This window comes from Vibrio sp. JZG120 (genome assembly GCF_053890955.1).
This window is the reverse complement of sequence record NZ_JBSRRK010000001.1, coordinates 801,414-822,375: the sequence shown is the minus strand read 5'-3', so window position 1 is coordinate 822,375 and position 20,962 is coordinate 801,414. Positions and strand designations below refer to the sequence as shown.

The window sequence follows — 20,962 nt, the reverse complement described above, 5'->3', positions numbered from 1 at the left end:
ACACTAGCTCATGACCAGCAGAGTTAGTATCAGAACTTCAAGAACGCCAGCAAAAGATCTTGTTAACTCAGAAAGTTGCAGAGAAATAATGGAATATCCAATCCAACTGTTCGTCTACTTGAATGAGCTAGATACAGAACAAACGCGTATAGTGTCGAACGTAACCCAAGATACAGTGCAGGAACTTAATCTGCTAAACGGTTTTAAAGTTGATGACTGGTTCTTATCAAGTGGCCGCTGCGGTGAAATCGAAGTTCATGGCCCATACAATACAGCCGATGAAGCTTGCAAGGCCGCAAAAGCCAAATTCGGTGTAACTAAGCTGACATCGCCACTGCTAATCTTCTAACTCTAAAGTGCGTATTATGTATATTATGTTAAATTAGATGTGCTCGTACGCCAAATGTCGCCAATGAGCACTCCTATTCCCCTGTGGATTTGAAATTTAAGGTCTCCATCATAACCATTAAACATAATGACTATTTACCATAAAATAGCTAATATCGATCTATCAATCTGCGATTGCTTGTTCTTCAATTAGCGTATTACTTACTAAAATAAAAAATGGCGTCTATTTTTAGACACCATTCTGAGTTTTCCTGAATGCAAATTAGCCACCGGCTAATTTGACTGTCATGCCTTTCTTTTCAAGATGCGTTTTGATCTTGTCTCTAGCATCACCTTGAATTTCGATATTGCCATCTTTTACCGAGCCACCACAGCCGCAGACTTTTTTGAGTTCTGCAGCTAATAATTTTAAAGGTGCATCATCCAAGTCTAAACCTGTAACGATGCATACACCTTTACCTTTACGTCCTTTCGTTTGGCGCTGAATTCGTACAATACCGTCGCCTTTGGGGCGAGATGTTTTCTCTTCTTCCGGCTTAATTCGACCGGTTTCTGTTGAATATACCAGAGTCATTCTATTGTTTCTTTTGTTGTTGAGCTTGCATCGCTTTTTGCTTTGCAACTAAATAAGCTTCGATATGACGTTGAATAGCAGTTTTACTACCCTTAATCAGTTTACCATTAAACATACAGTACCAAGAGTTGGGCTGACCTGTATCATTTTGAATAGTATAACCGTTAAAGACTTCTGATTTTGCACCACCAACTTGCTGCGCTCTTTGTCCAAGCGCAGCAAACTCTTTGGGATCAATAATTGATGCTGTATCGCACCACCAATCAATGCTTTTCTTTACCGCCGTCAAACTACCTTGTAAGACGTGGTTTTTGATTTTAACCTTCCAAATACTGCCATCTGGTCCGCCTGACTGCAGGTTAAAACCTCTATAGTTTGAAATCGCCATACCACTGAGTCATCTGTTTAATGCGTTGATATAATCATAATTGCTACTGAGCAATATTCAAATACGGCTTGAATAAACCTTGCTCTAGAAAACAATTTCTATCATAAAACGCGCCTCGATAACGTTAATCACTTGGCACTGTTTATACAATCTTCCAAGAACTCATGGAATTTGTGCCCGTTATTTTGAAGCATTTTAGGGAACATCGAGATCGGAGTCATACCTGGGAATGTGTTTACTTCGTTTAAGTAAATCTCATCATCTTCCGTTAAGAAAAAGTCGATACGAGACAAATGGCGAAGATTCATTTGCTTAAATACCCTCTCAGATGCGTGCTGAATTGCATCTAATTGCGCTTGGGTTAGATTCTTCGCTTCAACTTCGGTGAGCGAGTGACTTGAACTGCTGTACTTTTCATCGTACGAGTAAAAAGCACCGTCAGGTGCAATAACCTCGCCTGGCTTCGTTATGTGCAGCTGGCCATTCATCTCATATGCAGCAACTTCAAGCTCTCGTGGTTTTACTGATTTTTCAACCAACACTTGGTCAGAAAACCCAAACGCATCATTTACTGCATTGGAAAGTTTATCTTTTTCTGTGACGCTGTAACATCCAACAGATGACCCTTGACGAGCGGCTTTGACAAAGACTTTTCCCCATTTTTCAAATGCTTTATGAGCTTGAGTATGAGCTTCTTCATCGTTGCGCGTTAAGAATAAGTATGGCGTATTGGGAATGCCGATAGCGTCGTACCAAAGCTTAGATGTGATTTTATTGAAGCTATTGCTACTTGCTTCTGGCCCGCAACCCAGGTAAGGAATGCCTGCGATTTCAAACAGAGATTGAATATCACCTGTCTCGCCTGGAAAACCATGTATACAAGGCACAATGAAATCGATGGTTTGATTGGATTCACTTGAGCACAACTGCTTGGTATTGAGATCCAAGTAAACCAACTCACCTTGGTTGGTCATCCAACCTTCGTTTTTAATTTCTACGCGTGTAACGTGAACGTCTTCAATAAGATTTAATTGTTGTTCGACAAAGTTTGCAGACAATAATGAAATCTCGTGCTCAGAAGAGCCGCCGCCGCATAGTAGAAGAATATTTTTAATCATGAATCAATCTTTCCGTGACCTACAAAAGATACTATTTATTATGATAAACCTTTGAAGTGTGACGTACAGTAATTTTAGTGTGAGGAATTTTGTTCGAGTAGGATTTGAACAAATAAATAAGGGAGCTATTCGCTCCCTTATTTGATGTGTTAGTTTAATTTGTTAAGCGTCGGATAAGCTGAGTTTTTAATGGCGTCAATGCTTTTAACAAATGGTCTTAACTGCTGAAATTGAGCAGGCAAAGTCGAAATCGCTTGCTTGGCTTCCGCGCTTGTTGCGTAGTCTCCGTATAAAACTGAGAACCACTTAGTACCGTTGACGACTTTGTAGTTTTCCCAAATTGGCTGACCGTTCTGTGGCAGCTTATTTGCAAACTGATCGACTTTCGCTTGGCTACCCACAGCCGCGACTTGAATGGTATAGCCGAATCGTTGAATACCTGCTTGCTTTTTACTCGGTGGTACGATCTTAACTGGCTTCGCCTGCTCTTTTGGCGTTAGCTTGACTACTTTTTTCTCTTCAGGCTTTGCCGTCATTTTCACAACAGTTGGTTGTACGTCTTTTTCTACTACAGCGTTTTCAGACGCCATAATTGGCTTAGAGATACGATCTGATTTGTAGTCCTCTCGATAACTTTCAGAAGTTACGTCTGTGATGTAAGTTTCAGATGCACAAGCAGAAAGCAGGACTGACAAGCCGATGATTGCGATTTTTTTCATGAAGTAACAAATGCTCTGGATAAATATTACGATAAATCATGCCGATAGCAGGGCCGTTTATCAAGCATCAAATACAATAATCTGTGATTTTGATGTGATGAATAACACAAACTCCATAAGCATCGCCCACATTTTATGCAATGTCTGGTCTGAAGGCGTTTTATCAATAAATTATTCGTTTATGATTGATATGAAACCGATAGGCAAACGTTACTTGCAAACGGCTAGGAGTCAGCATGAATAAACTACATAAACTCTTTAAACCCAACTCTGTGGCCGTTATTGGTGCATCTCAAAAAGCATTGCGAGCAGGGCATGTCGTTATGCGTAACCTTCTACAAAGTGGATTTGGTGGCGCGATTATGCCAGTAACGCCGCGATACAAAGCGGTATCCGGAGTTATAGCCTACCCGGATGTGGCTTCCCTACCCTATACGCCAGATATTGCGATTTTATGTACGAACGTTTCACGCAACGAGCAACTGCTTAAAGAGTTAGATGAGAGAGGCACGCCGTTTGCGATTGTTATCTCTGATGACGCTCAGCCTTTAAATATTTCATCATTGAATATTCGAGTTTTAGGACCGAACAGCTTAGGTATTATCTTGCCTTGGCACAAATTTAACTGCACGTTTTCTCCTGTTGCGGCTAAGCCCGGAAAAATTGCGTTCATCTCACAATCTGCGGCGGTTTGTACCACAGTGTTAGACTGGGCAAATGATAAGAATATTGGCTTTTCTTCGTTCATTTCGATTGGACGCGGACAGGATATCGATTTTGCAGATTTGCTTGATTACTTAAGTATGGATGGGAATACGGAAGCTATTCTGCTTTATGTGGATAACATCCAGGATGCTCGACGATTTATGTCTGCTGCGCGAGCTGCTTCACGTAACCGCCGTATATTGGTATTAAAAGCGGGTCGCTCTAAAGAGATGAATACTTTCGAACAGCAAGATGGTGATACGCTTGATGTAATTTACGATTCTGCCATCCGTCGAACTGGTATGTTACGAGTCAGCAATACGCATGAGCTCTTTGCTGCGGTAGAAACACTCACGCATTCTGTGCCACTTCGTGGGGAGCGTTTAGCGATCATCACCAATGGCGGCGGCCCTGCAGTTATGTCCGTTGATACTTTGATTGAACGTGGTGGCCAGCTCGCAACACTTGATGACGCTGCCATTGAACAATTACAAACAGTACTCCCGTCCAACTGGCGCACTCGAAATCCGATTGATCTGTCTGGTGACGCAACAAAAAAACGCTACATTGATACCATTAACGCACTGATGAATAACGACTGTGCAGATGCGATCTTGATAATGCATAGTCCTTCTGCGGTTTCCGACCCTCTTGAAACTGCTCAAGCTGTTATTGAGGCGATCAAGGCTCACCCTCGGCATAAGCATTTTAATATCTTGACCAACTGGTCAGGTGAACAAACGTCGAGAGAGGCACGACTGGCATTTACTCAAGCTGGCATTCCAACCTATCGAACGCCGGAAAGTGCGGTCGTTGCATACATGCACTTGGTTGAGTATCGACGAAACCAGAAGCAATTAATGGAAACGCCAACGACGGCTGAGCCATTGCACTCTGGAAGTGTGAGTTCTGCAAAAGAATGGGTAAATGAACGACTACTGGATAAAAATACAGTCACCTTGGATACGCATCAAACCAGCCCATTATTTAAGCTGTTCGGGTTTAATGTTCTGCCAACATGGATTGCATCTGACGAAATTGAAGCCGTGCATATGGCAGAAAATATCGGATACCCTGTTGCGGTTAAGTTGCGATCTCCAGACATTCCTCATAAATCGGATGTACACGGTGTCGCCCTGAATTTAAGAAACAGTCGAGAAGTTTCCAACGCAGCGCTATCCATTCTAGATACCGTAAAGCTCAGTTACCCTTCTGCCAATGTACACGGTCTGTTGGTACAAGGTATGGCAAAGCTCGGCAGCGCTGAAGAGCTACGGATTAGTATTGCAGTAGATAAGGTCTTTGGACCTGTGATCTTGCTTGGTCAAGGCGGCTCGGAGTGGAATATCGCCCAAGATGCCGTCGCTGCACTTCCTCCTTTGAACATGACGCTTGCACGCTACCTTGTCGTTGTTGCTTTAAAGTCTGGAAAGATTCGCCTGCAGAAACACAAAGATGCGCTCGATATTAGTGAGTTGTCGAAATTCTTAGTTCGTATCTCCCAAATGGCGGTTGAGTTGCCAGAAATACAAAGACTGGATATACATCCAGTATTAGTGTCGGGAAGCGATTTAACTATCCTCGATGCGGACATCACACTGTGTAAATACGAGGGAGATGCGCAAAAACGTCTGGCGATTCGCCCTTTCCCGGCAGAGTTTGTCGAAACTGTAACGCTTCGAGATGGCCAACCTATCCTGCTTCGCCCTATCCTGCCTGAAGATGAGCCGCTGCATGCTCAATTCATTAATAGCGTATCGAAAGAAGATCTCTATAAGCGTTTCTTTTCTGAGGTTGGTGAGTTCAACCATGAGGCTTTGGCAAACTTCACTCAAATCGACTATGACCGCGAAATGGCGTTTGTTGCGGTAGCGTTTAATACCGACGGACCGTCTATCATAGGCGTAGCCCGCGCATTGATTACCCCAGATAATAGTGATGCTGAGTTTGCTATTTTGGTTCGTTCAGATTTGAAAGGAAAAGGCTTAGGTAAAGTGCTGATGCAGAAAATTATCAGCTATTGCAAGATTAAAGGCACAAAGCAAATGTCTGGAATGACCATGCCTACAAACAGAGGGATGTTGATGTTAGCTCAAAATCTGGGATTTGAAGTCGATGTTCAGTTTGCCGATGGTACGGCAGATATGGTGCTCCCTTTAAATTGAAAAATAAAGCATTAGCGATAACTTTACTTCTTAGATTCGATAAGCAATGGGAACCTAAGAAGTAAAAGTTACGTTGTTACTTTAGTTTCCAATTCTTTTTCAAGTATTGAATACACCAGGATTTCGCCTCACCCATGGTATTTCGGCGCCATGCTAAGATAATATCCATCGGCTGCTCTTCTGTACCTTCGATTCGCTTCAATACGCCACTATCAATCAAAGGTTGTGCAATTTGGCTTGGTAACGTACCAATGCCTAAACCTGCAGTGAGCGCATCTACTTTTGCCGTAAAGTTGGTGACGGTCAAGCGAGGCTGTTTTTGAATGATATTAATTGAGAGCGCAGGTTGTTCACGTGCAGTGTCTGCAATGGCAATGATTCGGTACTTTTCTCGCGCCGCCTCATCAAACTTACCACTACGCTTGTGAACATAGTGATCAGCAGCCGCTACCCAAAACATGCTCATTTTACCAATTTTTTCTGATTTGACTTCTTGAGGAAGTGTATCCAGTGATGGGCAAATCAGTAAATCCGCTCTACCTGTATTCAGCGATTCCCAGCTACCAGCCAAGATCTCTTCTTGCAGTCTGACTCGTGTTGAGCTTACTTCAGCCAATGCATCAACCATAGGGAAGAAATTGGATATAGGAATAATGCCATCAAAGGCAATGGTAATATCCAGTTCCCAGCCATTCGCCAATAACGTTGCATCATTCACTAACTTTTCACTGGCTTGTAAAATGGCTCGTCCTCTTTCAAGGATGAGCTTTCCTGCTTCAGTAAAATGGGCTTTGTGACCAGAGCGATCGAAGATAATGATGTCTAAGTCTTGCTCGAGTTTCTGGATCTGATAACTCAGTGATGACGGGGCTCTATCTAACTCATTCGCAGCAGCTGCAAAACTCCCTCTTCGGTCAATGGCATCCAGAATATGGAGCGCTTCTAACGTAATTGGACTCTGCACATGGCCTCTCTTAATGTGACTTTTGTCACATTGATTGTATTTGGATGATCTTACCAAGAACTAACGTTAAACAATATAACACACTGATAACTAAAGACTAGAAATGCTCATAACCTAAGAGTTCTACTCAAGATAAAACTACAAATGACAATGGTAATGATAGTAATTATTATTTAGATCCATTAATATCCCGTTTGTTGTTACCTATTATGGATCTAAGGTATTGAAGCCAATGTATAAAAAAACAATTTTGTCAGCCTCTATTCTGATTGCACTATCCCAAGGTGCCTACGCTGAAGATCATTCAACCTTCAATGAAGTGGTCGTGACTGCGACTCGTACTAATAGCCAAATCGAAGACACTGCTGCTTCTGTTGCGGTCGTTACTGATAAGAACATCGAAGAAAGCATGGTCACTGGCTTAGATGACCTCTTTGAGTACACGCCAGGAGTCACGGTTAAGACAAACTCTCGCCAAGGTGTCCAGAGTATCAATATCCGTGGTATCGAAGGCAATCGAATTAAAGTTCTTGTGGACGGCGTATCTCAAGGTAACCAGTTCGAATCAGGGAATACGTTCATTAACTCTGCTCGCGTTAACGTGGATACCGACCTAATAAAAGCGGTTGAAATTGTAAAAGGTGCAGCATCGTCTCTACATGGTTCTGACGCAATTGGTGGCATTGTTGCATTTGAAACTAAAGATCCGGCTGATTTCCTTAAGGGTCGTAACTTTGGTGGCCATGCGAAGTTCAACTACTCTTCCGAAGACAATACATTCAGTGAATCTGTGGCATTAGCGCACAAAATTGGTGATTTGGAATCTTTACTTGCTTATACGCGTCGTGACGGCAATGAACTGGATAACTTTGGAGATCTAGCAGATGCAGATACAGAAGCGAACAACTTACTGGTTAAACTTCAGTACCAACTCAATGATGCACATCGTATTGAGTTCAATGGGAATTATATTCGCAACAAAGGCAACGGAAAGCAGTCTTACAACGGTTATACTAATGCAACAAGTGAGGATGTAACAGAACAATATCAAGTTGGTATAAAACATATCTGGGAGATGCAAACGGCCGTAGCGGACTCCCTTACCTGGCAACTAGATTGGCTTAGCAAAGAAGAAAACGGCATTACTGATCGTGTTAAAGGTCAGAATAACCAACGTAAAGACTACATATACGAGGATGAAGGTTACCAGTTTGATTCTCAGTTCGACAAATATCTCATGCTTGGTAGTACAGAGCATTACTTTGTGTACGGTGCATCCTTTAGTGATAAAGACATTAAGAACGTCAACAAAGAGTACAACAGTGCAAGCGCAAACAAAGAAATTTTCTATATCCCTTCTGCGAGCGAGCGTCGTTACGGGCTCTTTTTACAAGACGAAATTACGGTAGGTAACTTTACGATTACCCCAGGCGTACGGTGGGATGCATTTGAAACCGATCCAGGTGACACAAGCAGCAACCCAAGTGGTAACGCGGCTAGCGACTACAAAAAGTTTTCTGATTCTGCATTTACAGGCCGCTTAGGTTCTGTTTATAAGCTTAATGAACAACATCGTTTATTCGCGCAAATCAGCCAAGGTTTCCGTGCTCCAGATTTCCAAGAGTTGTACTACTCCTTCGGCAACCCAATGCATGGCTACATTTTTAAGCCAAATCCTGATTTAAAAGCAGAAGACAGCATTTCGTACGAATTTGGTTGGCGACATAATAATGACATTTCTAGCAGTGAAGTGTCAGTTTTCTACAGCGATTACGACAACTTCATCGAGAGTAAAACCGTCTCTGGCACTTGGACACCAGTGACTGACCCTGCGATTCTGCAGTACGTAAATATTGGCAAAGCGACAATTAAAGGTATTGAGTTTTCAAACCAACTTTCGTGGAACAAGTTCATGCCAATCGAAGGCTTTAGCTCTCGTGTAGCAGCGGCATATACGGAAGGTGAAGATGGAAACAATAATCCACTAAACAGTGTTAACCCTTGGAACCTTGTTGCTGGTTTAAATTACGATTCAGAACAAAACTGGGGAACCAAGTTAACCATTAACTACACCGCTTCTAAAGATAAAAGCGACATAAATGACGATAAAGTATTGCCTATCTCCGCAGCTACGGTCGTAGATGTCACCGCGTACTACAAACCTATTAAAGACCTTACGTTGCGAGCAGGTCTGTTCAACGTGACAGATGAAGAGTACTACAATTGGAATGATGTGCGTGACCTTCAGACAGAAAACAAAGATCTGACTCAAGCTGGGCGGAACTGGTCAATTACAGCTAAATACGAGTTCTAAAGCCTCCGAAAACACAAAAGCCAGCTTAATGCTGGCTTTTTTTATGGCTTTCATTTCAAAAATGTAAAGAAAAGTATGAAAAATGAAAGTTTACTGTTTTGCCATCTCTTTTTTCACCATTACTGCTGCTGCAATGATAAAAGTGATGATCAGACCGAGTTCCATGAACTACCCCAATAGCTATGAGAAAATTTATAACCCAAATTAAGAGTCGGACATAGTTTAACAGCTCTATATAGACTTGCTACCTTTTAACCAGTAATTTACGATTTTTTCCGATTTGGATCAAAAAAGACGCAATTATGCGTCTTTTTGTTATTATTGTGTAAATCAAAATTAGACGTCTGGGTAACCTTGAGGGTTGTTAGATTGCCAACGCCATGTATCACCAGTCATTTCTTCTAGAGTGCGAGACGCTTTCCAACCTAACTCATTCATTGCTTTTGATGGATCAGCCCAACACTCCGCAATATCGCCTGGACGACGTTCAACAAGTTGGTATGGAACATCTTTACCACTTGCGGCTTCAAATGCTTTCACCATTTCAAGCACACTGTAGCCATTGCCAGTGCCAAGGTTATAGACATGAAGGCCAGCTTTGTTGCCTACTTTTTCCAAAGCAGCGACGTGACCATCGGATAAGTCCATCACATGAATGTAGTCACGCACGCCGGTGCCATCTTTCGTTGGGTAGTCGCTACCGAATACAGAGAGGAACTCTCGGCGGCCCACTGCAACTTGAGAAACAAACGGCATTAGGTTATTTGGAATACCTTGAGGATCTTCACCTAACTCACCAGTTGGATGTGAACCTACAGGGTTAAAGTAACGAAGAAGTGTGATGCTCCAATCTGGATTCGCTTTTTGGAAGTCCGTTAAACATTCTTCCACCATTAATTTACTGCGTCCATAAGGGTTAGTTGCGCTAGTTGGAAAGTCTTCTGTGATTGGAACAGATGCAGGATCGCCATAGACAGTTGCTGAGGAGCTAAATACCAACGATTTAACTCCAGCTTCGCGCATTGCATCAACCAATACCAAAGTGCCATTCACATTGTTGTCATAATACTCTAGGGGTTTTGCTACGGACTCACCGACGGCCTTTAAACCTGCAAAATGGATAACCGCTTCGATATCGTGCGATTTTAGAACCTCTACCATTGTCGATTTATCTCTGATATCGGCTTGAATGAAGGTTGGCTTTACGCCACATACCTTTTCAATGCGATCTAAGACCGTAGACTTACTGTTGTACAGGTTATCTAGAATCACTGGCGTCATACCAGCTTCGATCATTTGAATACATGTATGGCTACCAATATAGCCCATACCACCCGTAACAAGTACTTTCATTTTATCATTCCTTCTGACGCGAATGGGTTTAGTTTAAAGCTTTGACGTTACGATTTAAACTGTCTCCTGCAATTCGCATCCCATTAATATTGCTTGGCCTTTTCCGGCTTTTTTAGCTTGATACATTGCAGTATCTGCACTTTTTAACACTCGAGTGGCATCTCGCTCATTAACACCGACCAATTTTACGCCGATGCTAACGCCAACCTTGAGCGAGTTACCTTTGTACTCGATTGGTGTGCATACGCTTTCGAGCAGTTGTTCTGCAATTCGGGTGACGACTTTTTGGTTGGCAGGATTAACCAACATGACAAATTCATCACCCGAAAGTCTTGCGATTAAATCACTATGTCGAGTCGCAGATGTTAGACGCTCGGCTACTTTTTTCAGAACTTCATCACCTGCGTCATGGCCATAGGTATCATTAACCTCTTTAAAACCATCGAGATCGAGGTAAAGCACCGCAAATTCGTCACGTAAGTATCCCGACCGTTGTACTAATTCTTCCAACTCTAAATGGAACTTGGAGCGATTCGCTAACCCCGTTAGTGCATCGTGATGAGCTAAGTACTCAAGTCGTTCCATCTCTTTTGCACCAGAAAGATCGGTAAGAACAATGACTAGGTCGTAGAACCCATTGTCTTCACACTTAACGATACGATTAACCCTTGCAAACATCGGCACAAACTGGCCAAGATGGTTCTGTTCAATAACTTCCCCTTGCCATACCCCGTAGTTTTCTATCGATTCAATGATGCTAGGCATCATTTCCTGCAACTTGCGCCACTTAAGTGTTTGGATAAATGACCTCCCAATAAGCTGATCCATCTCTAGTCCAACTAACTTAGTGACCGCAGGGTTAGCCATTGTGATAACACCTCGATGATTAAGAACGATGAGGCCATCTTGGCTGCTCTCAAAAACACGCCCCGCAACACGCTGCCTGCTCATGGCCTCTTCAATTTCGGTGATATCTTGAATCGAAAACAATAAGTGTCCATGTGTGGACAAACGACGACTGGTTAAACTCAACTGCTGTTCTTTGTCTGCATTTTTGAGGTGAATGTCATCGCATTCTAGCCCCCTACTTAGGATTTGGCTCAGCTCATTCGGTGTTTTCGTTTTAATTAGATCACGGATATTGGCATGCTCAAGTTCCTCTGACTTTTTTTGAAATATCTGCCGAGTCGCAGTATTACAGTAAATAACACGCCCGAAGTTGTCGGTAATAACTAATGCGTGTTGAACAGATTCAATGACTTCTTCTGAAAACGCCCGCTTTTGTTCTAACATTTCTAATGAGTGTTGCCGCTGTTTCTCGCGTGTTGTTAACTTGTTCATCATTTGATTGAAGGAATGTGCGAGTTCTCCAATTTCATCCTTGGAGTAATAGCGAACTTGAGTATCCGTATTTTGTCCGTGTGTCACGCTCTCTATCGTATGTCTCAGCTCTATAACAGGTTTGAGAACAAGCCTATCGATACTTATGTAAAAGATAGTGCCACCAGCGAACAGCAACAGAAGAAGTACAGCACCATCTCGAAGTAAAGATTGTTGGGCTTCTATGATTGGACGATGGGAAAGCGTAACCCTCATACTGCCAATGACACGACCATCGTGAATAATTGGCTCTAGAACATAAAGAAATTTGGCTGATAAGGCATAACCTAGCGCGTGTAACTTGCTTCTTTCAGTTTGATTAGGGACGGGAGCTGATACCCCACTTCCTTCAAGAACAACGAAAGGCTGATCATCTTGGTCGTAAAGTTTAACCCGCGTAACATTCGGCTGGTTTAAAAAGTTGATGAGAGTAGTTTGAGCTTTTTGCTTGTTCTTTGTCGTTAGCGCATCTTTAATTGAGAAAGAAACATTGTTAATCAACTTTCTCGTTTGTTCGACCAACTCATGCTTAGACGATTGGTATGCAGTATACGAGGTATAACCTTTTGAGATAACAAAGATAGCCGTTATAAAGACCAAAATTGGCCAAATAAGCTTTGCTCGTAATGACATATGTATTCCTGTCGCAGACAACCACTAAAAATGACAGAAGCGTTGTTATGCAATCTATTACCCATTAAGGGCGACAAGATTAACACGATGCCAATGCAAAATAACCTTAAACTCTCAATAATTGGATGGAAAAGGAACGAAATACCTTAAAATTCGGATCAACTCAAATAACGGCAACATCTTTATGGACTAAAGTGATCTTTTTCGTCAGCCATCAGATCATAAACCTCGCTTTCATGATAGAAGAATGAAGTGAGTCACTGAACCTAGATGCATTTTCCTGCATCGTGAACCCATTGCTTGTGTAGAAATAAAACGTATGACATTGAATAAACAGCAACTTACATTGAACTGTGACATGGGTGAGAGCTTTGGCTCTTGGATTATGGGGGCAGACGAAGATGTTATGCCTCATGTTGATATGGCAAACATCGCGTGCGGTTTTCATGCTTCCGATCCTAATGTCATGCACGACACTATCACTCTCGCCAACGACAACGATGTTGATATTGGAGCACACCCGGGCTACGCCGACCTCCAAGGCTTCGGCAGGCGCAGTATAAACATGACGGGTGATGAAATTACTAACATGGTTATATACCAAGTAGGCGCTTTACAGGCACTTTGTCGGGCTCAATACACAGATATCAGCTATATAAAGCCTCATGGCGCGTTATACAACGACATGATGAAAAGTGATGCGATACTTAGAGCAGTCGTAAAGGCGGCAGCTTTGTTCAAAGTACCGTTAATGATTTTAGCGTCACAGGAAAACGAAAAATACTTAGAAATCGCAGATGATTATGACGTTCCCTTGCTGTTTGAAGCATTTGCAGACCGTTTGTATCAAGATGACGGATTACTTACACCTAGGACACAGCCTAATGCCGTGTTAAAGAATGAGCATGCGATACTTGAGCAAGTCCGTACGTTAGCAGACTCTGGGCGTGTCAAAACCGCTTCTGGCGGCTACATTTTACTGGAAGCCGATACGATTTGTGTTCATGGTGACAATGAAGAGTCGATCGCGCTGATCCAAAAGATCCGTCAAAGCCTATACGCGGGAGGAAATTAATGCATAAAGAGAAATTTAGTATCTCTTTGATCTCTGAGTGCAGTATTTTCATTAAGTTTGACGAGAATATCTCTGAAAATGCGGTCGGAGAACTTGCTCGAAACATCAAAGACACTCTAGCGTCAATCATTATGAACGTAGTCCCCTCCTATCAGACCATCCTGATTGATTACTTGCCTTTTCGAATCAATGAAAAAGATTTAGTGCATAAACTGCATCAAATGATCCGTCAGTTTGATACTCAATCGCTCAGCCTTGTTCAACCTAACCACATCACTATTCCCGTATACTACTCCGAAGAAACCGCGCTAGATTTGCCCCGCTTTCAAGATCGTGGACTATCATTAGACGCGCTCATTTCTTTACATACTCAGGCCGAGTATGCGGTTTCAGCGATTGGTTTTGCTCCAGGTTTTGCATTCCTCTCCGATGTCGATACTCAATTACATATGCCAAGGTTAGCTACACCAAGAACGCGAGTACCAGCCGGAAGCGTGGGAATCGCAGACTCTAAAACGGCCGTCTATCCATCAGATAGTCCTGGCGGATGGAACATTATCGGTAGAAGCCCGCTTCCCCTTTTCTCTGATACGCCACCTTTTATACCGTTTGAAGTAGGTGACAAGGTCACGTTTAATGCCATTTCCAAACAAAAGTTTATCGAGTTAGGAGGTGTTCTATGAGTTACGCTGGATTGCTGGTGGAAAAGTCAGGGCCACTTTCTTTGATTCAAGACTTTGGCCGTTTTGGCTTAGCGCATATTGGCGTGACTCAAGGTGGCCCCGTAGATGATTACGCCTACAGTTGGGCAAACCATTTACTTGGTAACGTAGTCAATTGTGCTGCGATTGAAATTACTTTGGGTAACGCTTGCTTTGTCGCACTACATAACTGCCATCTTGCAATATGTGGTGGTGATTTGAATGCAAAAGTAGATGGTGAGCCTATCTCAAATTGGTCTGACTTTACATTGAAGAAGGGGCAGAAGCTGCAGTTCGGAGTCGCAAAAAATGGACTTCGATCCTATCTTGCGGTTAAAGGTGGGTTCGATATTGCTCAGCACTTAGGAAGTGCCTCTACCGTCACGAGAGAATCTCTTGGTGGTTATGACTCAAATGGTGGCGCTTTAAAAGCAGGCGATATTCTTCCCTTTTTTCCTCATAACTTACCGAAACACAAACCAAGGCTGATGACGTTTCGCTTTAAGCCGGATTACAACTTACCTATCAAGCTGAGAGTGATTGAAGGCTATCAAAATGAGGACTTTGATGAAGACGCTCGCCAAGCCTTTTATAGCAACGCATTCACCATATCCCCTGATTCAAATCGTATGGGCTATCGTCTTGAGGGAAACAAAATCAAACCGCCCTACGAAGGCGTACTGTCGGAAGGAATTGCGCTAGGATCGATTCAAGTTCCTAACGATGGTAATCCCATTGTGTTGCTCAACGATCATCAAACCATCGGTGGCTATCCTAAGTTTGGCTGTGTAGCACGTATTGACCTGCCAAGGCTGGCACAGGCGAAACCCGGGCAAAAAGTGAATTTTGTGAAAGGAGATAGACAAGGCTTGCAAGAAGTATGGTGCCAATGGGCTCAGTTTTTTGGATATTAATACAACCTCTGAGCCCATACGTAACTATTATGCCGGCATCCCATAACGCTCTGCTAACGCTTGCGGATAGTCTCGCTCTTGCGTGAGTTTAATCGCGTACTGCTCAATTTCTTGCTCAGACCAATGCACAGCGACTGGATGTTGTGATTCCACGTTTTGGTTAGGTTCGATATCAAACCAGAACTGAAGCATTTTTTGCGCTGCGAGTAGTGTTGATGACGCTTTTACCACTTCTATTCGTGCGTAATGGTTGTCTTCAAAGGTCACATCGGCTGCCCTGAGTACCGGATCCGTTCCAGGAATTTGCTGGGCACCAAACAGGGCTTTTCCCCCTTTGATAGCAGAATGATAGTCGGGAATGAACTGCGCCATGTGTTTAATAGCATTATTGGTTCGTTCTTCTAAGACTTCTTCTCGCCAACCGTTACGTATCTTTGAGAGTAAAGGTACTGGCAGTTCAGGCTGAGCAGAAGACGGCGTACTCTCAACTAAGCCATCTTCAAATAGCGTAATTCCTTTCGTCATGCCGTGAAGCTGAAAATAACCATTACCATAGGGGGTCAGTTGAGCCATTCCTTTATCAGTTCCACGCGGTCCATGGAAAATAACTTCTGGCCACAGTTGTTGACAGTCTGCCCACTTGGTTACGTAAGCGGCTTTAAACTCAACTAACCTATCACGCTTGGCACCGATGGTATTGTCAATGGATCCTGTTTCAAAACCACATGCATTGACCAAGTAGTCACATGTCATAAGATAATCAATGCCATCTCGTTCGTAACCAAGTTGCCAGTGATTACCCATCCAGTCCGCTTGTTTGAGCGTTGCTTGTGTGCATACTGAGGCGTTTGGCAGAGCGTTCAACGTTAAGTTGGCAATTGCGGCAAGGCGAAAAACACTCCAGCCATATTCCTGAACCGCCACAACTGGGTACTTTAGCGCTTCTAGATCAGCATGTTGAGCAAAAGGAATACACCACTCATCAAAGGTTGCAGGGTGACTTGGTTGAGTGCGTTGTGCGAGTGCTTCTAGATCCTCTTTTGAATACAATTTGTAGTATTCACTTGGTTCACCAAGCACTTTGTTGCTTTGATCTTTATCAACGAGCGTTTTATACGCATTTTTCACCACCTCTAGTCGAGGAATAAGTGCGGATGGGTCTCCACCATCAGAATAAGGAACTGCAATGATCGTCGGGCGAATATTCAGTGAAAGCGGATATAGGCGAACGGTATCAATGGATTGTGCTAACAAATCTAAACATTGTTGCTCAGAAATCTCTCGATATAAGTTGCCACCTGCATGTAAATGGCAAATGGGCGGACCATTTACCAGTGATACGCCCTTCTCTATTACGGAAACTTTAAAACCCAGCTCCGCAAAATGAATTGCTGCTGTTGCACCTGCGACACCGCCACCAACAACAGCGATGTGCTTATCTTTGTAATTTGGAAACTCAGACTTCATTGCTTCACTAAAAATTTTATAAGGAAAATTCTTTACTAACGGTGGATTCTACTCGTGTTTGGGCTTGATTAAAATCACAAAAAGTTCATGGGTTTGCGAAATATCCAACTGCGCCTTTATGGTGCGTTAAAGTAGAAAAAAATTGCAAAAAAAGTACTTGACGACATGGTTAGGAAGACACTTTTTTATACCTATGTGAATAACAATTTCACTGTAAGACCCATGGCGCAAAGCCTGCAGAAACACCCCACTTTTTACCCCATTTAGTTATCCCAAAAGTTATCCACTGTTTTTGTGGATAACTAAAATAAAAGTGTCATGGAGTGTTCCACATTTAATAACATTTGCAGTGATTAAGTGTTTACTGGCGTTAACAATCTTTTCAACAAACTCATTACGACAAGTGCCAACGTAACAAATGTTGCCAGTGGTAAAGCTATCCACAATTCGGGGTGAATTTGTGCGTTCAGATCGAAGCCATATGTCATTACCGCGGCCACACAAACTTCCGCAGCGAATACCGCAACACCGCTAGCTATCAACGCCATAATGCCGTATTCGGCCCACAGAGTCGTATTGATCCGTTTTTTACTTGAGCCTAATGTGCGATACAAACGAATCTCCTGCTGACGTTGGGATAAGCTTAATCTCAATAGCGTGAAGATAAGTAGCAATCCCGCAACCACGCCTAAAAGAGCAAGAATAGTGATTGCCGATACGATTTGTTGAATCAAATCCTGGATTTTTTCGCCCATGGTACGAATGTCTAAAACAGATACCGTTGGGTGAGATCGAGACATAGACGTTAATAGTGCTTCGTTCCCTTCATCAATTCTATAACTGATGAGGTAAGAACCCGGTAGATTAGCCATAACGTCGGATGAGAAAATAAAGTAAAAGTTAGGCTTCATATCACGCCATTCAACATAACGAATGGTATCTACTACCGCATCGTAGTTCTGGCTATTAATAACAAAGCGCAGTTTGTCACCAAGTTCGATGTCCAAGTCATTTGCTACATCGGCTTCTACGGAGACACTCCCCTTATTTGTCCATTCACCCGCAAGCACATCATTATACTCTGGCAGGCTGTCTCCCCACGTAAGGTTCAATTCACGACGTATTGCGTCAGAGCCTTCTCCTTCGTATTCAATCTCTTTGACGTTTTGACCATTAATCTCTGTCAATCGACCACGAATAATTGGATAAGCTTGTGACCGTGTAACCCCATTTTTATCTAAGGTTTCTAGGTAGCTATCGAGTTCGTAATCACCAATATTTAATGCGAAGACATTTGGCGCGTCTGCAGGCAAGGTTCTCTCCCAATCCGCGAGAATATCGCTGCGCACAAGCCAGATAATAGATAGCAGCATCAAAGACAACGCCAAAGCACCAAACTGCAGGCCACTGGTTACTGGCGTGCGGTTGATACGACTCAACGCAAGCTTCATGGCAGGTTGTGTTGAAATACGCGCAAACAATTTTGTGAGTGCGACGCTCACTGCAGCAAGCACAACAAAAAGTACTGCAATACCAATAAGAACAATCCAAACTAAGGTATTATCAGCATAAAGCAAAAGTAATGGAACAACGGGGACTAGAACGAGCAACATTCGCTTCCAAGAACGTTGTGCTTTGCCCTGCTGTAGCACTTCTAAGGCTGGAGTTTTAATCAAGCCTAACAATGGTATGCCAAGGGCAGGAACGGTGATCAGGACCGCTGAGATAAACGACACTAGATATGGGGTGACACCGTAACTAGGTAGAGGCTCGGGTAATAAGTCTTTGAGTGGAATGCGCAATAAGTACTCCAGCCCACTCCCCAACAATAACCCAACGACACTGGCGCTAATGAGCAGGATTGTGACTTGAATAAACAGCCATTTTTCAATCCATCGTCGACTTGCGCCAAGGCTTTTTAGCATCGCAATGGTTTGTGTTCGACTATTCACATAGTTTTGGCAAGTAAGAACCAATGTTGTCGCTGCCATAATGATGACAATCGCAACCGTTAGAGACAAATACTGCGTCGTTCGTTCAAAGACCTCATTGCTACGACTGGCAGTATCTTGCGTGCGCCAGCGATCACTAGGAGAAAGAACAGTATCTTCTTGCAGGCCTTTTAGCGTTTTATCATCGGCTTGTAGAAACAGACGGTATTGAACTCGACTCCCGACTTGAATCGCTCCTGTTTTCTCAACGTCTTTTTGATGAATGTATGCAGAAGGCATTTGTTGAAATGGGTTAAAGCTTAACCCAGGTTCCATCAGCACTGCACCTGAAACCGTAAAATCGGCATCGCCTATAGTGACGCTGTCACCCGACTTGACGTCTAGTTGAGCCATAATCCGCTCATCAAGCCAGAGTTGGTTCTCTTTAACGCTACCGGATGGGTTGTTGTCTAGTACCAATTCTCCCATTAAAGGGTAATTGTCGTCCACTGCCCTTACGGAAATCAACTGCATACCATTGTCGCTAAATGCCATCGTGGCAAATCGTGTCATCGTCGAACGCTCTAGGTTTTCAGTCGAGGATAACAACGTGTCAGGTATAGGATTAGCAGACACAAACACCGCATCCGCTGTCAATGCATCCTTCCCCTGTTTGACGATCACCTGCTCCATTCGCTCCGCTAATGCAGAAAGCGCAAAGATGCTCGCAATCACAAGAATAAGAGCAACGCTAATAGGCCAAAGGTTCCCCTGTCTTATTTCGCCGAAACTCCAACGTATTAGGCTTTTGTTTGACGAGTGTTTTATTGTACTGCTTCTTTCTGTCGATGTTGCTTCGCTTGATGATACTGCAGACATTACACCTCCTCCTTAAGCTCACCCGCCTCCATACGATAAATACGGTCACATCGACTTGCTAGATGACCATCGTGTGTAACTAATATCAGCGTTGTTCCATGCTGCTCATTAAGATCGAATAAAAGCTCAATCACTTTGTCTGCGGTTTGATGGTCAAGATTGCCGGTAGGCTCGTCTGCGAACAACAGTTCAGGCTGTGTCATAAAGGCACGTGCTAGCGCGACACGTTGTTGTTCACCACCAGATAATTGACTTGGAAGATGATCGACACGTTTTTCCAATCCAACAGCGGTTAATAATTCGGCTGCTCTTGCTTCATCTTCGGCTTCACCACGTAAAAGACAAGGAAGCGTGACATTGCGTAATGCACTCAAGCTCGGGATTAATAAGAAACTTTGGAAAACAAAACCTAGAGAGTCAGCTCGAATTTTTGCGCGAGCTTCATCGTCAAGTTTTGATAACTCATGACCTAACAAGGTAATTTCACCTGATGTTGGTGTATCAAGGCCAGCTAACAACGTCATCAACGTTGACTTACCCGCACCGGAAGTACCGACGATGGCGATTTTTTCTCCTTTCCTGATGTCAACATTTACATCTTTGAGGATTGTTAATTGCTCTTGATTAGTAGAGACTTGTTTAGAAACCAAATTGGCTTGAACAATAGGTGCATTAAGTACAGGTGTTTGCATGATTCGTATACTTTCCTTAGTTCTATTTTTTTGTTTTTCCGCTACTGCACATGCGAGCGAAAAGCTACTTGTCTTAGGTGATAGCCTGAGCGCGGGCTATCAGATGCCGATCGAAAAGAGTTGGCCTAGCTTACTCCCTGATGCGTTGTCAGAACATGGTCAAGATGTAACAGTTATTAATGCCAGCATTTCTGGCGATACCACAGGCAACGGCTTAGCTCGATTACCACAGCTGCTAACCCAACACAGCCCTGATATGGTGCTCATCGAGTTAGGTGCCAACGATGGCCTAAGAGGTTTCCCTCCTAAACTTATTACGTCGAATCTCTCAAAAATGATTACCATGATAAAAGATTCAGGTGCGGACGTTGTCATGATGCAAATTCGAGTGCCACCTAATTATGGTAAGCGCTATAGCGATATGTTTTACGATATCTACCCTAAGCTTGCACAACATCAACAAGTTACCTTGATGCCATTCTTCTTGGAGCATGTGGTCATCAAACCCGAGTGGATGATGGATGATGGCCTTCACCCAAAGCCTGATGCACAGCCTTGGATTGCTGACTTTGTTGCTCAAGAATTAATTAAACATCTCTAATTTTAATGGTCTAGCTCAATAAGTTTTACTTAACTTTACGT

General features: G+C 43.1%; 17 protein-coding genes. 7 read left to right on the top strand and 10 right to left on the bottom strand.

Going from position 1 to position 20,962, the window contains the following annotated elements:
- The first annotated feature begins 88 nt into the window (after positions 1 to 88).
- Positions 89 to 349 (top strand): hypothetical protein, encoded by a 261-nt coding sequence (locus tag ACWPOD_RS03510; protein WP_456231566.1) that lies wholly within the window; start codon positions 89 to 91, stop codon positions 347 to 349.
- A 261-nt stretch (positions 350 to 610) separates the two neighbouring features.
- On the opposite strand, the gene yciH is transcribed toward ACWPOD_RS03510, so the two are convergent.
- The 4 genes from yciH to ACWPOD_RS03490 all read right to left on the bottom strand — a co-directional run bounded on the left by yciH (position 611) and on the right by ACWPOD_RS03490 (position 3,147).
- On the bottom strand, positions 611 to 922 hold the full coding sequence (yciH, locus tag ACWPOD_RS03505; RefSeq protein ID WP_167427499.1) for a stress response translation initiation inhibitor YciH: 312 nt from the start codon (positions 920 to 922) through the stop codon (positions 611 to 613).
- Position 923: 1 nt separating this feature from the next.
- Entirely contained in the window at positions 924 to 1,310 is a 387-nt protein-coding gene (locus tag ACWPOD_RS03500) for a DUF3319 domain-containing protein (protein WP_005395460.1), read from the bottom strand.
- A 128-nt stretch (positions 1,311 to 1,438) separates the two neighbouring features.
- Positions 1,439 to 2,428, bottom strand: coding sequence for a D-alanine--D-alanine ligase (locus ACWPOD_RS03495; RefSeq protein ID WP_012842287.1), 990 nt, complete (start codon positions 2,426 to 2,428; stop codon positions 1,439 to 1,441).
- A 149-nt stretch (positions 2,429 to 2,577) separates the two neighbouring features.
- Positions 2,578 to 3,147 carry an SPOR domain-containing protein gene (locus tag ACWPOD_RS03490; protein ID WP_005390018.1) on the bottom strand — a complete coding sequence of 190 codons (570 nt, stop codon included), beginning with the start codon at positions 3,145 to 3,147 and terminating at the stop codon, positions 2,578 to 2,580.
- 236 nt (positions 3,148 to 3,383) lie between these two features.
- Between ACWPOD_RS03490 and ACWPOD_RS03485 the strand changes: the two genes are divergently transcribed.
- Positions 3,384 to 6,017, top strand: a complete 2,634-nt coding sequence (locus tag ACWPOD_RS03485) for a bifunctional acetate--CoA ligase family protein/GNAT family N-acetyltransferase (protein ID WP_167427498.1) — start codon at positions 3,384 to 3,386, stop codon at positions 6,015 to 6,017.
- A gap of 76 nt (positions 6,018 to 6,093) precedes the next feature.
- Here the strand turns inward: ACWPOD_RS03485 and ACWPOD_RS03480 are convergent, their stop codons facing one another.
- Positions 6,094 to 6,981: a LysR family transcriptional regulator gene (locus tag ACWPOD_RS03480; protein WP_005395465.1), complete on the bottom strand. Its 888-nt coding sequence runs from the start codon at positions 6,979 to 6,981 to the stop codon at positions 6,094 to 6,096.
- A gap of 232 nt (positions 6,982 to 7,213) precedes the next feature.
- On the opposite strand from ACWPOD_RS03480, the gene ACWPOD_RS03475 reads away from it, so the two are divergent.
- Positions 7,214 to 9,295 (top strand): TonB-dependent hemoglobin/transferrin/lactoferrin family receptor, encoded by a 2,082-nt coding sequence (locus tag ACWPOD_RS03475; RefSeq protein WP_167427497.1) that lies wholly within the window; start codon positions 7,214 to 7,216, stop codon positions 9,293 to 9,295.
- Between the two features lie 336 nt (positions 9,296 to 9,631).
- On the opposite strand, the gene galE is transcribed toward ACWPOD_RS03475, so the two are convergent.
- Positions 9,632 to 10,648 carry a UDP-glucose 4-epimerase GalE gene (galE, locus tag ACWPOD_RS03470; protein WP_053808414.1) on the bottom strand — a complete coding sequence of 339 codons (1,017 nt, stop codon included), beginning with the start codon at positions 10,646 to 10,648 and terminating at the stop codon, positions 9,632 to 9,634.
- 54 nt (positions 10,649 to 10,702) lie between these two features.
- Positions 10,703 to 12,661, bottom strand: coding sequence for a diguanylate cyclase domain-containing protein (locus tag ACWPOD_RS03465; protein WP_167427496.1), 1,959 nt, complete (start codon positions 12,659 to 12,661; stop codon positions 10,703 to 10,705).
- A 319-nt stretch (positions 12,662 to 12,980) separates the two neighbouring features.
- On the opposite strand from ACWPOD_RS03465, the gene ACWPOD_RS03460 reads away from it, so the two are divergent.
- From ACWPOD_RS03460 to ACWPOD_RS03450, 3 genes are read left to right on the top strand one after another with little or no spacing between them, the layout of a single operon-like run.
- Complete coding sequence (locus ACWPOD_RS03460; RefSeq protein WP_167427495.1) at positions 12,981 to 13,736, top strand: 5-oxoprolinase subunit PxpA; 756 nt, start codon at positions 12,981 to 12,983, stop codon at positions 13,734 to 13,736.
- Positions 13,736 to 14,419: a 5-oxoprolinase subunit B family protein gene (locus tag ACWPOD_RS03455; RefSeq protein ID WP_046876111.1), complete on the top strand. Its 684-nt coding sequence runs from the start codon at positions 13,736 to 13,738 to the stop codon at positions 14,417 to 14,419. Before ACWPOD_RS03460 ends, ACWPOD_RS03455 begins: the two co-directional genes overlap by 1 nt.
- Entirely contained in the window at positions 14,416 to 15,351 is a 936-nt protein-coding gene (locus ACWPOD_RS03450; RefSeq protein ID WP_046876110.1) for a 5-oxoprolinase subunit C family protein, read from the top strand. Before ACWPOD_RS03455 ends, ACWPOD_RS03450 begins: the two co-directional genes overlap by 4 nt.
- 27 nt (positions 15,352 to 15,378) lie before the next feature.
- Here the strand turns inward: ACWPOD_RS03450 and ACWPOD_RS03445 are convergent, their stop codons facing one another.
- From ACWPOD_RS03445 to ACWPOD_RS03435, 3 genes are all read right to left on the bottom strand, one after another.
- The gene (locus ACWPOD_RS03445) at positions 15,379 to 16,818 is read right to left on the bottom strand and encodes an FAD-dependent oxidoreductase (protein WP_152814685.1); all 1,440 of its coding nucleotides are present in this window, start codon (positions 16,816 to 16,818) and stop codon (positions 15,379 to 15,381) included.
- A 353-nt stretch (positions 16,819 to 17,171) separates the two neighbouring features.
- The gene (locus ACWPOD_RS03440) at positions 17,172 to 19,628 is read right to left on the bottom strand and encodes an ABC transporter permease (RefSeq protein ID WP_258657067.1); all 2,457 of its coding nucleotides are present in this window, start codon (positions 19,626 to 19,628) and stop codon (positions 17,172 to 17,174) included.
- Positions 19,628 to 20,320, bottom strand: a complete 693-nt coding sequence (locus tag ACWPOD_RS03435; RefSeq protein ID WP_005395482.1) for an ABC transporter ATP-binding protein — start codon at positions 20,318 to 20,320, stop codon at positions 19,628 to 19,630. The genes ACWPOD_RS03440 and ACWPOD_RS03435 overlap by 1 nt, the downstream gene beginning before the upstream one ends.
- On the opposite strand from ACWPOD_RS03435, the gene tesA reads away from it, so the two are divergent.
- The gene (gene tesA, locus ACWPOD_RS03430; RefSeq protein ID WP_005395483.1) at positions 20,319 to 20,921 is read left to right on the top strand and encodes a multifunctional acyl-CoA thioesterase I/protease I/lysophospholipase L1; all 603 of its coding nucleotides are present in this window, start codon (positions 20,319 to 20,321) and stop codon (positions 20,919 to 20,921) included. The two genes, ACWPOD_RS03435 and tesA, sit on opposite strands and share 2 nt — an antisense overlap.
- Positions 20,922 to 20,962: the final 41 nt, after the last annotated feature.

Coding starts and splice junctions, on each gene's coding strand:
- ACWPOD_RS03510 (WP_456231566.1), top strand. CDS start 89: ATGGAATATCCAATCCAACTGTTCGTCTACTTGAATGAGCTAGATACA.
- ACWPOD_RS03465 (WP_167427496.1), bottom strand. CDS start 12,661: ATGTCATTACGAGCAAAGCTTATTTGGCCAATTTTGGTCTTTATAACG.
- ACWPOD_RS03500 (WP_005395460.1), bottom strand. CDS start 1,310: ATGGCGATTTCAAACTATAGAGGTTTTAACCTGCAGTCAGGCGGACCA.
- ACWPOD_RS03445 (WP_152814685.1), bottom strand. CDS start 16,818: ATGAAGTCTGAGTTTCCAAATTACAAAGATAAGCACATCGCTGTTGTT.
- ACWPOD_RS03460 (WP_167427495.1), top strand. CDS start 12,981: ATGACATTGAATAAACAGCAACTTACATTGAACTGTGACATGGGTGAG.
- ACWPOD_RS03490 (WP_005390018.1), bottom strand. CDS start 3,147: ATGAAAAAAATCGCAATCATCGGCTTGTCAGTCCTGCTTTCTGCTTGT.
- ACWPOD_RS03495 (WP_012842287.1), bottom strand. CDS start 2,428: ATGATTAAAAATATTCTTCTACTATGCGGCGGCGGCTCTTCTGAGCAC.
- galE (WP_053808414.1), bottom strand. CDS start 10,648: ATGAAAGTACTTGTTACGGGTGGTATGGGCTATATTGGTAGCCATACA.
- ACWPOD_RS03440 (WP_258657067.1), bottom strand. CDS start 19,628: ATGTCTGCAGTATCATCAAGCGAAGCAACATCGACAGAAAGAAGCAGT.
- ACWPOD_RS03455 (WP_046876111.1), top strand. CDS start 13,736: ATGCATAAAGAGAAATTTAGTATCTCTTTGATCTCTGAGTGCAGTATT.
- ACWPOD_RS03475 (WP_167427497.1), top strand. CDS start 7,214: ATGTATAAAAAAACAATTTTGTCAGCCTCTATTCTGATTGCACTATCC.
- ACWPOD_RS03485 (WP_167427498.1), top strand. CDS start 3,384: ATGAATAAACTACATAAACTCTTTAAACCCAACTCTGTGGCCGTTATT.
- ACWPOD_RS03435 (WP_005395482.1), bottom strand. CDS start 20,320: ATGCAAACACCTGTACTTAATGCACCTATTGTTCAAGCCAATTTGGTT.
- tesA (WP_005395483.1), top strand. CDS start 20,319: ATGATTCGTATACTTTCCTTAGTTCTATTTTTTTGTTTTTCCGCTACT.
- ACWPOD_RS03450 (WP_046876110.1), top strand. CDS start 14,416: ATGAGTTACGCTGGATTGCTGGTGGAAAAGTCAGGGCCACTTTCTTTG.
- yciH (WP_167427499.1), bottom strand. CDS start 922: ATGACTCTGGTATATTCAACAGAAACCGGTCGAATTAAGCCGGAAGAA.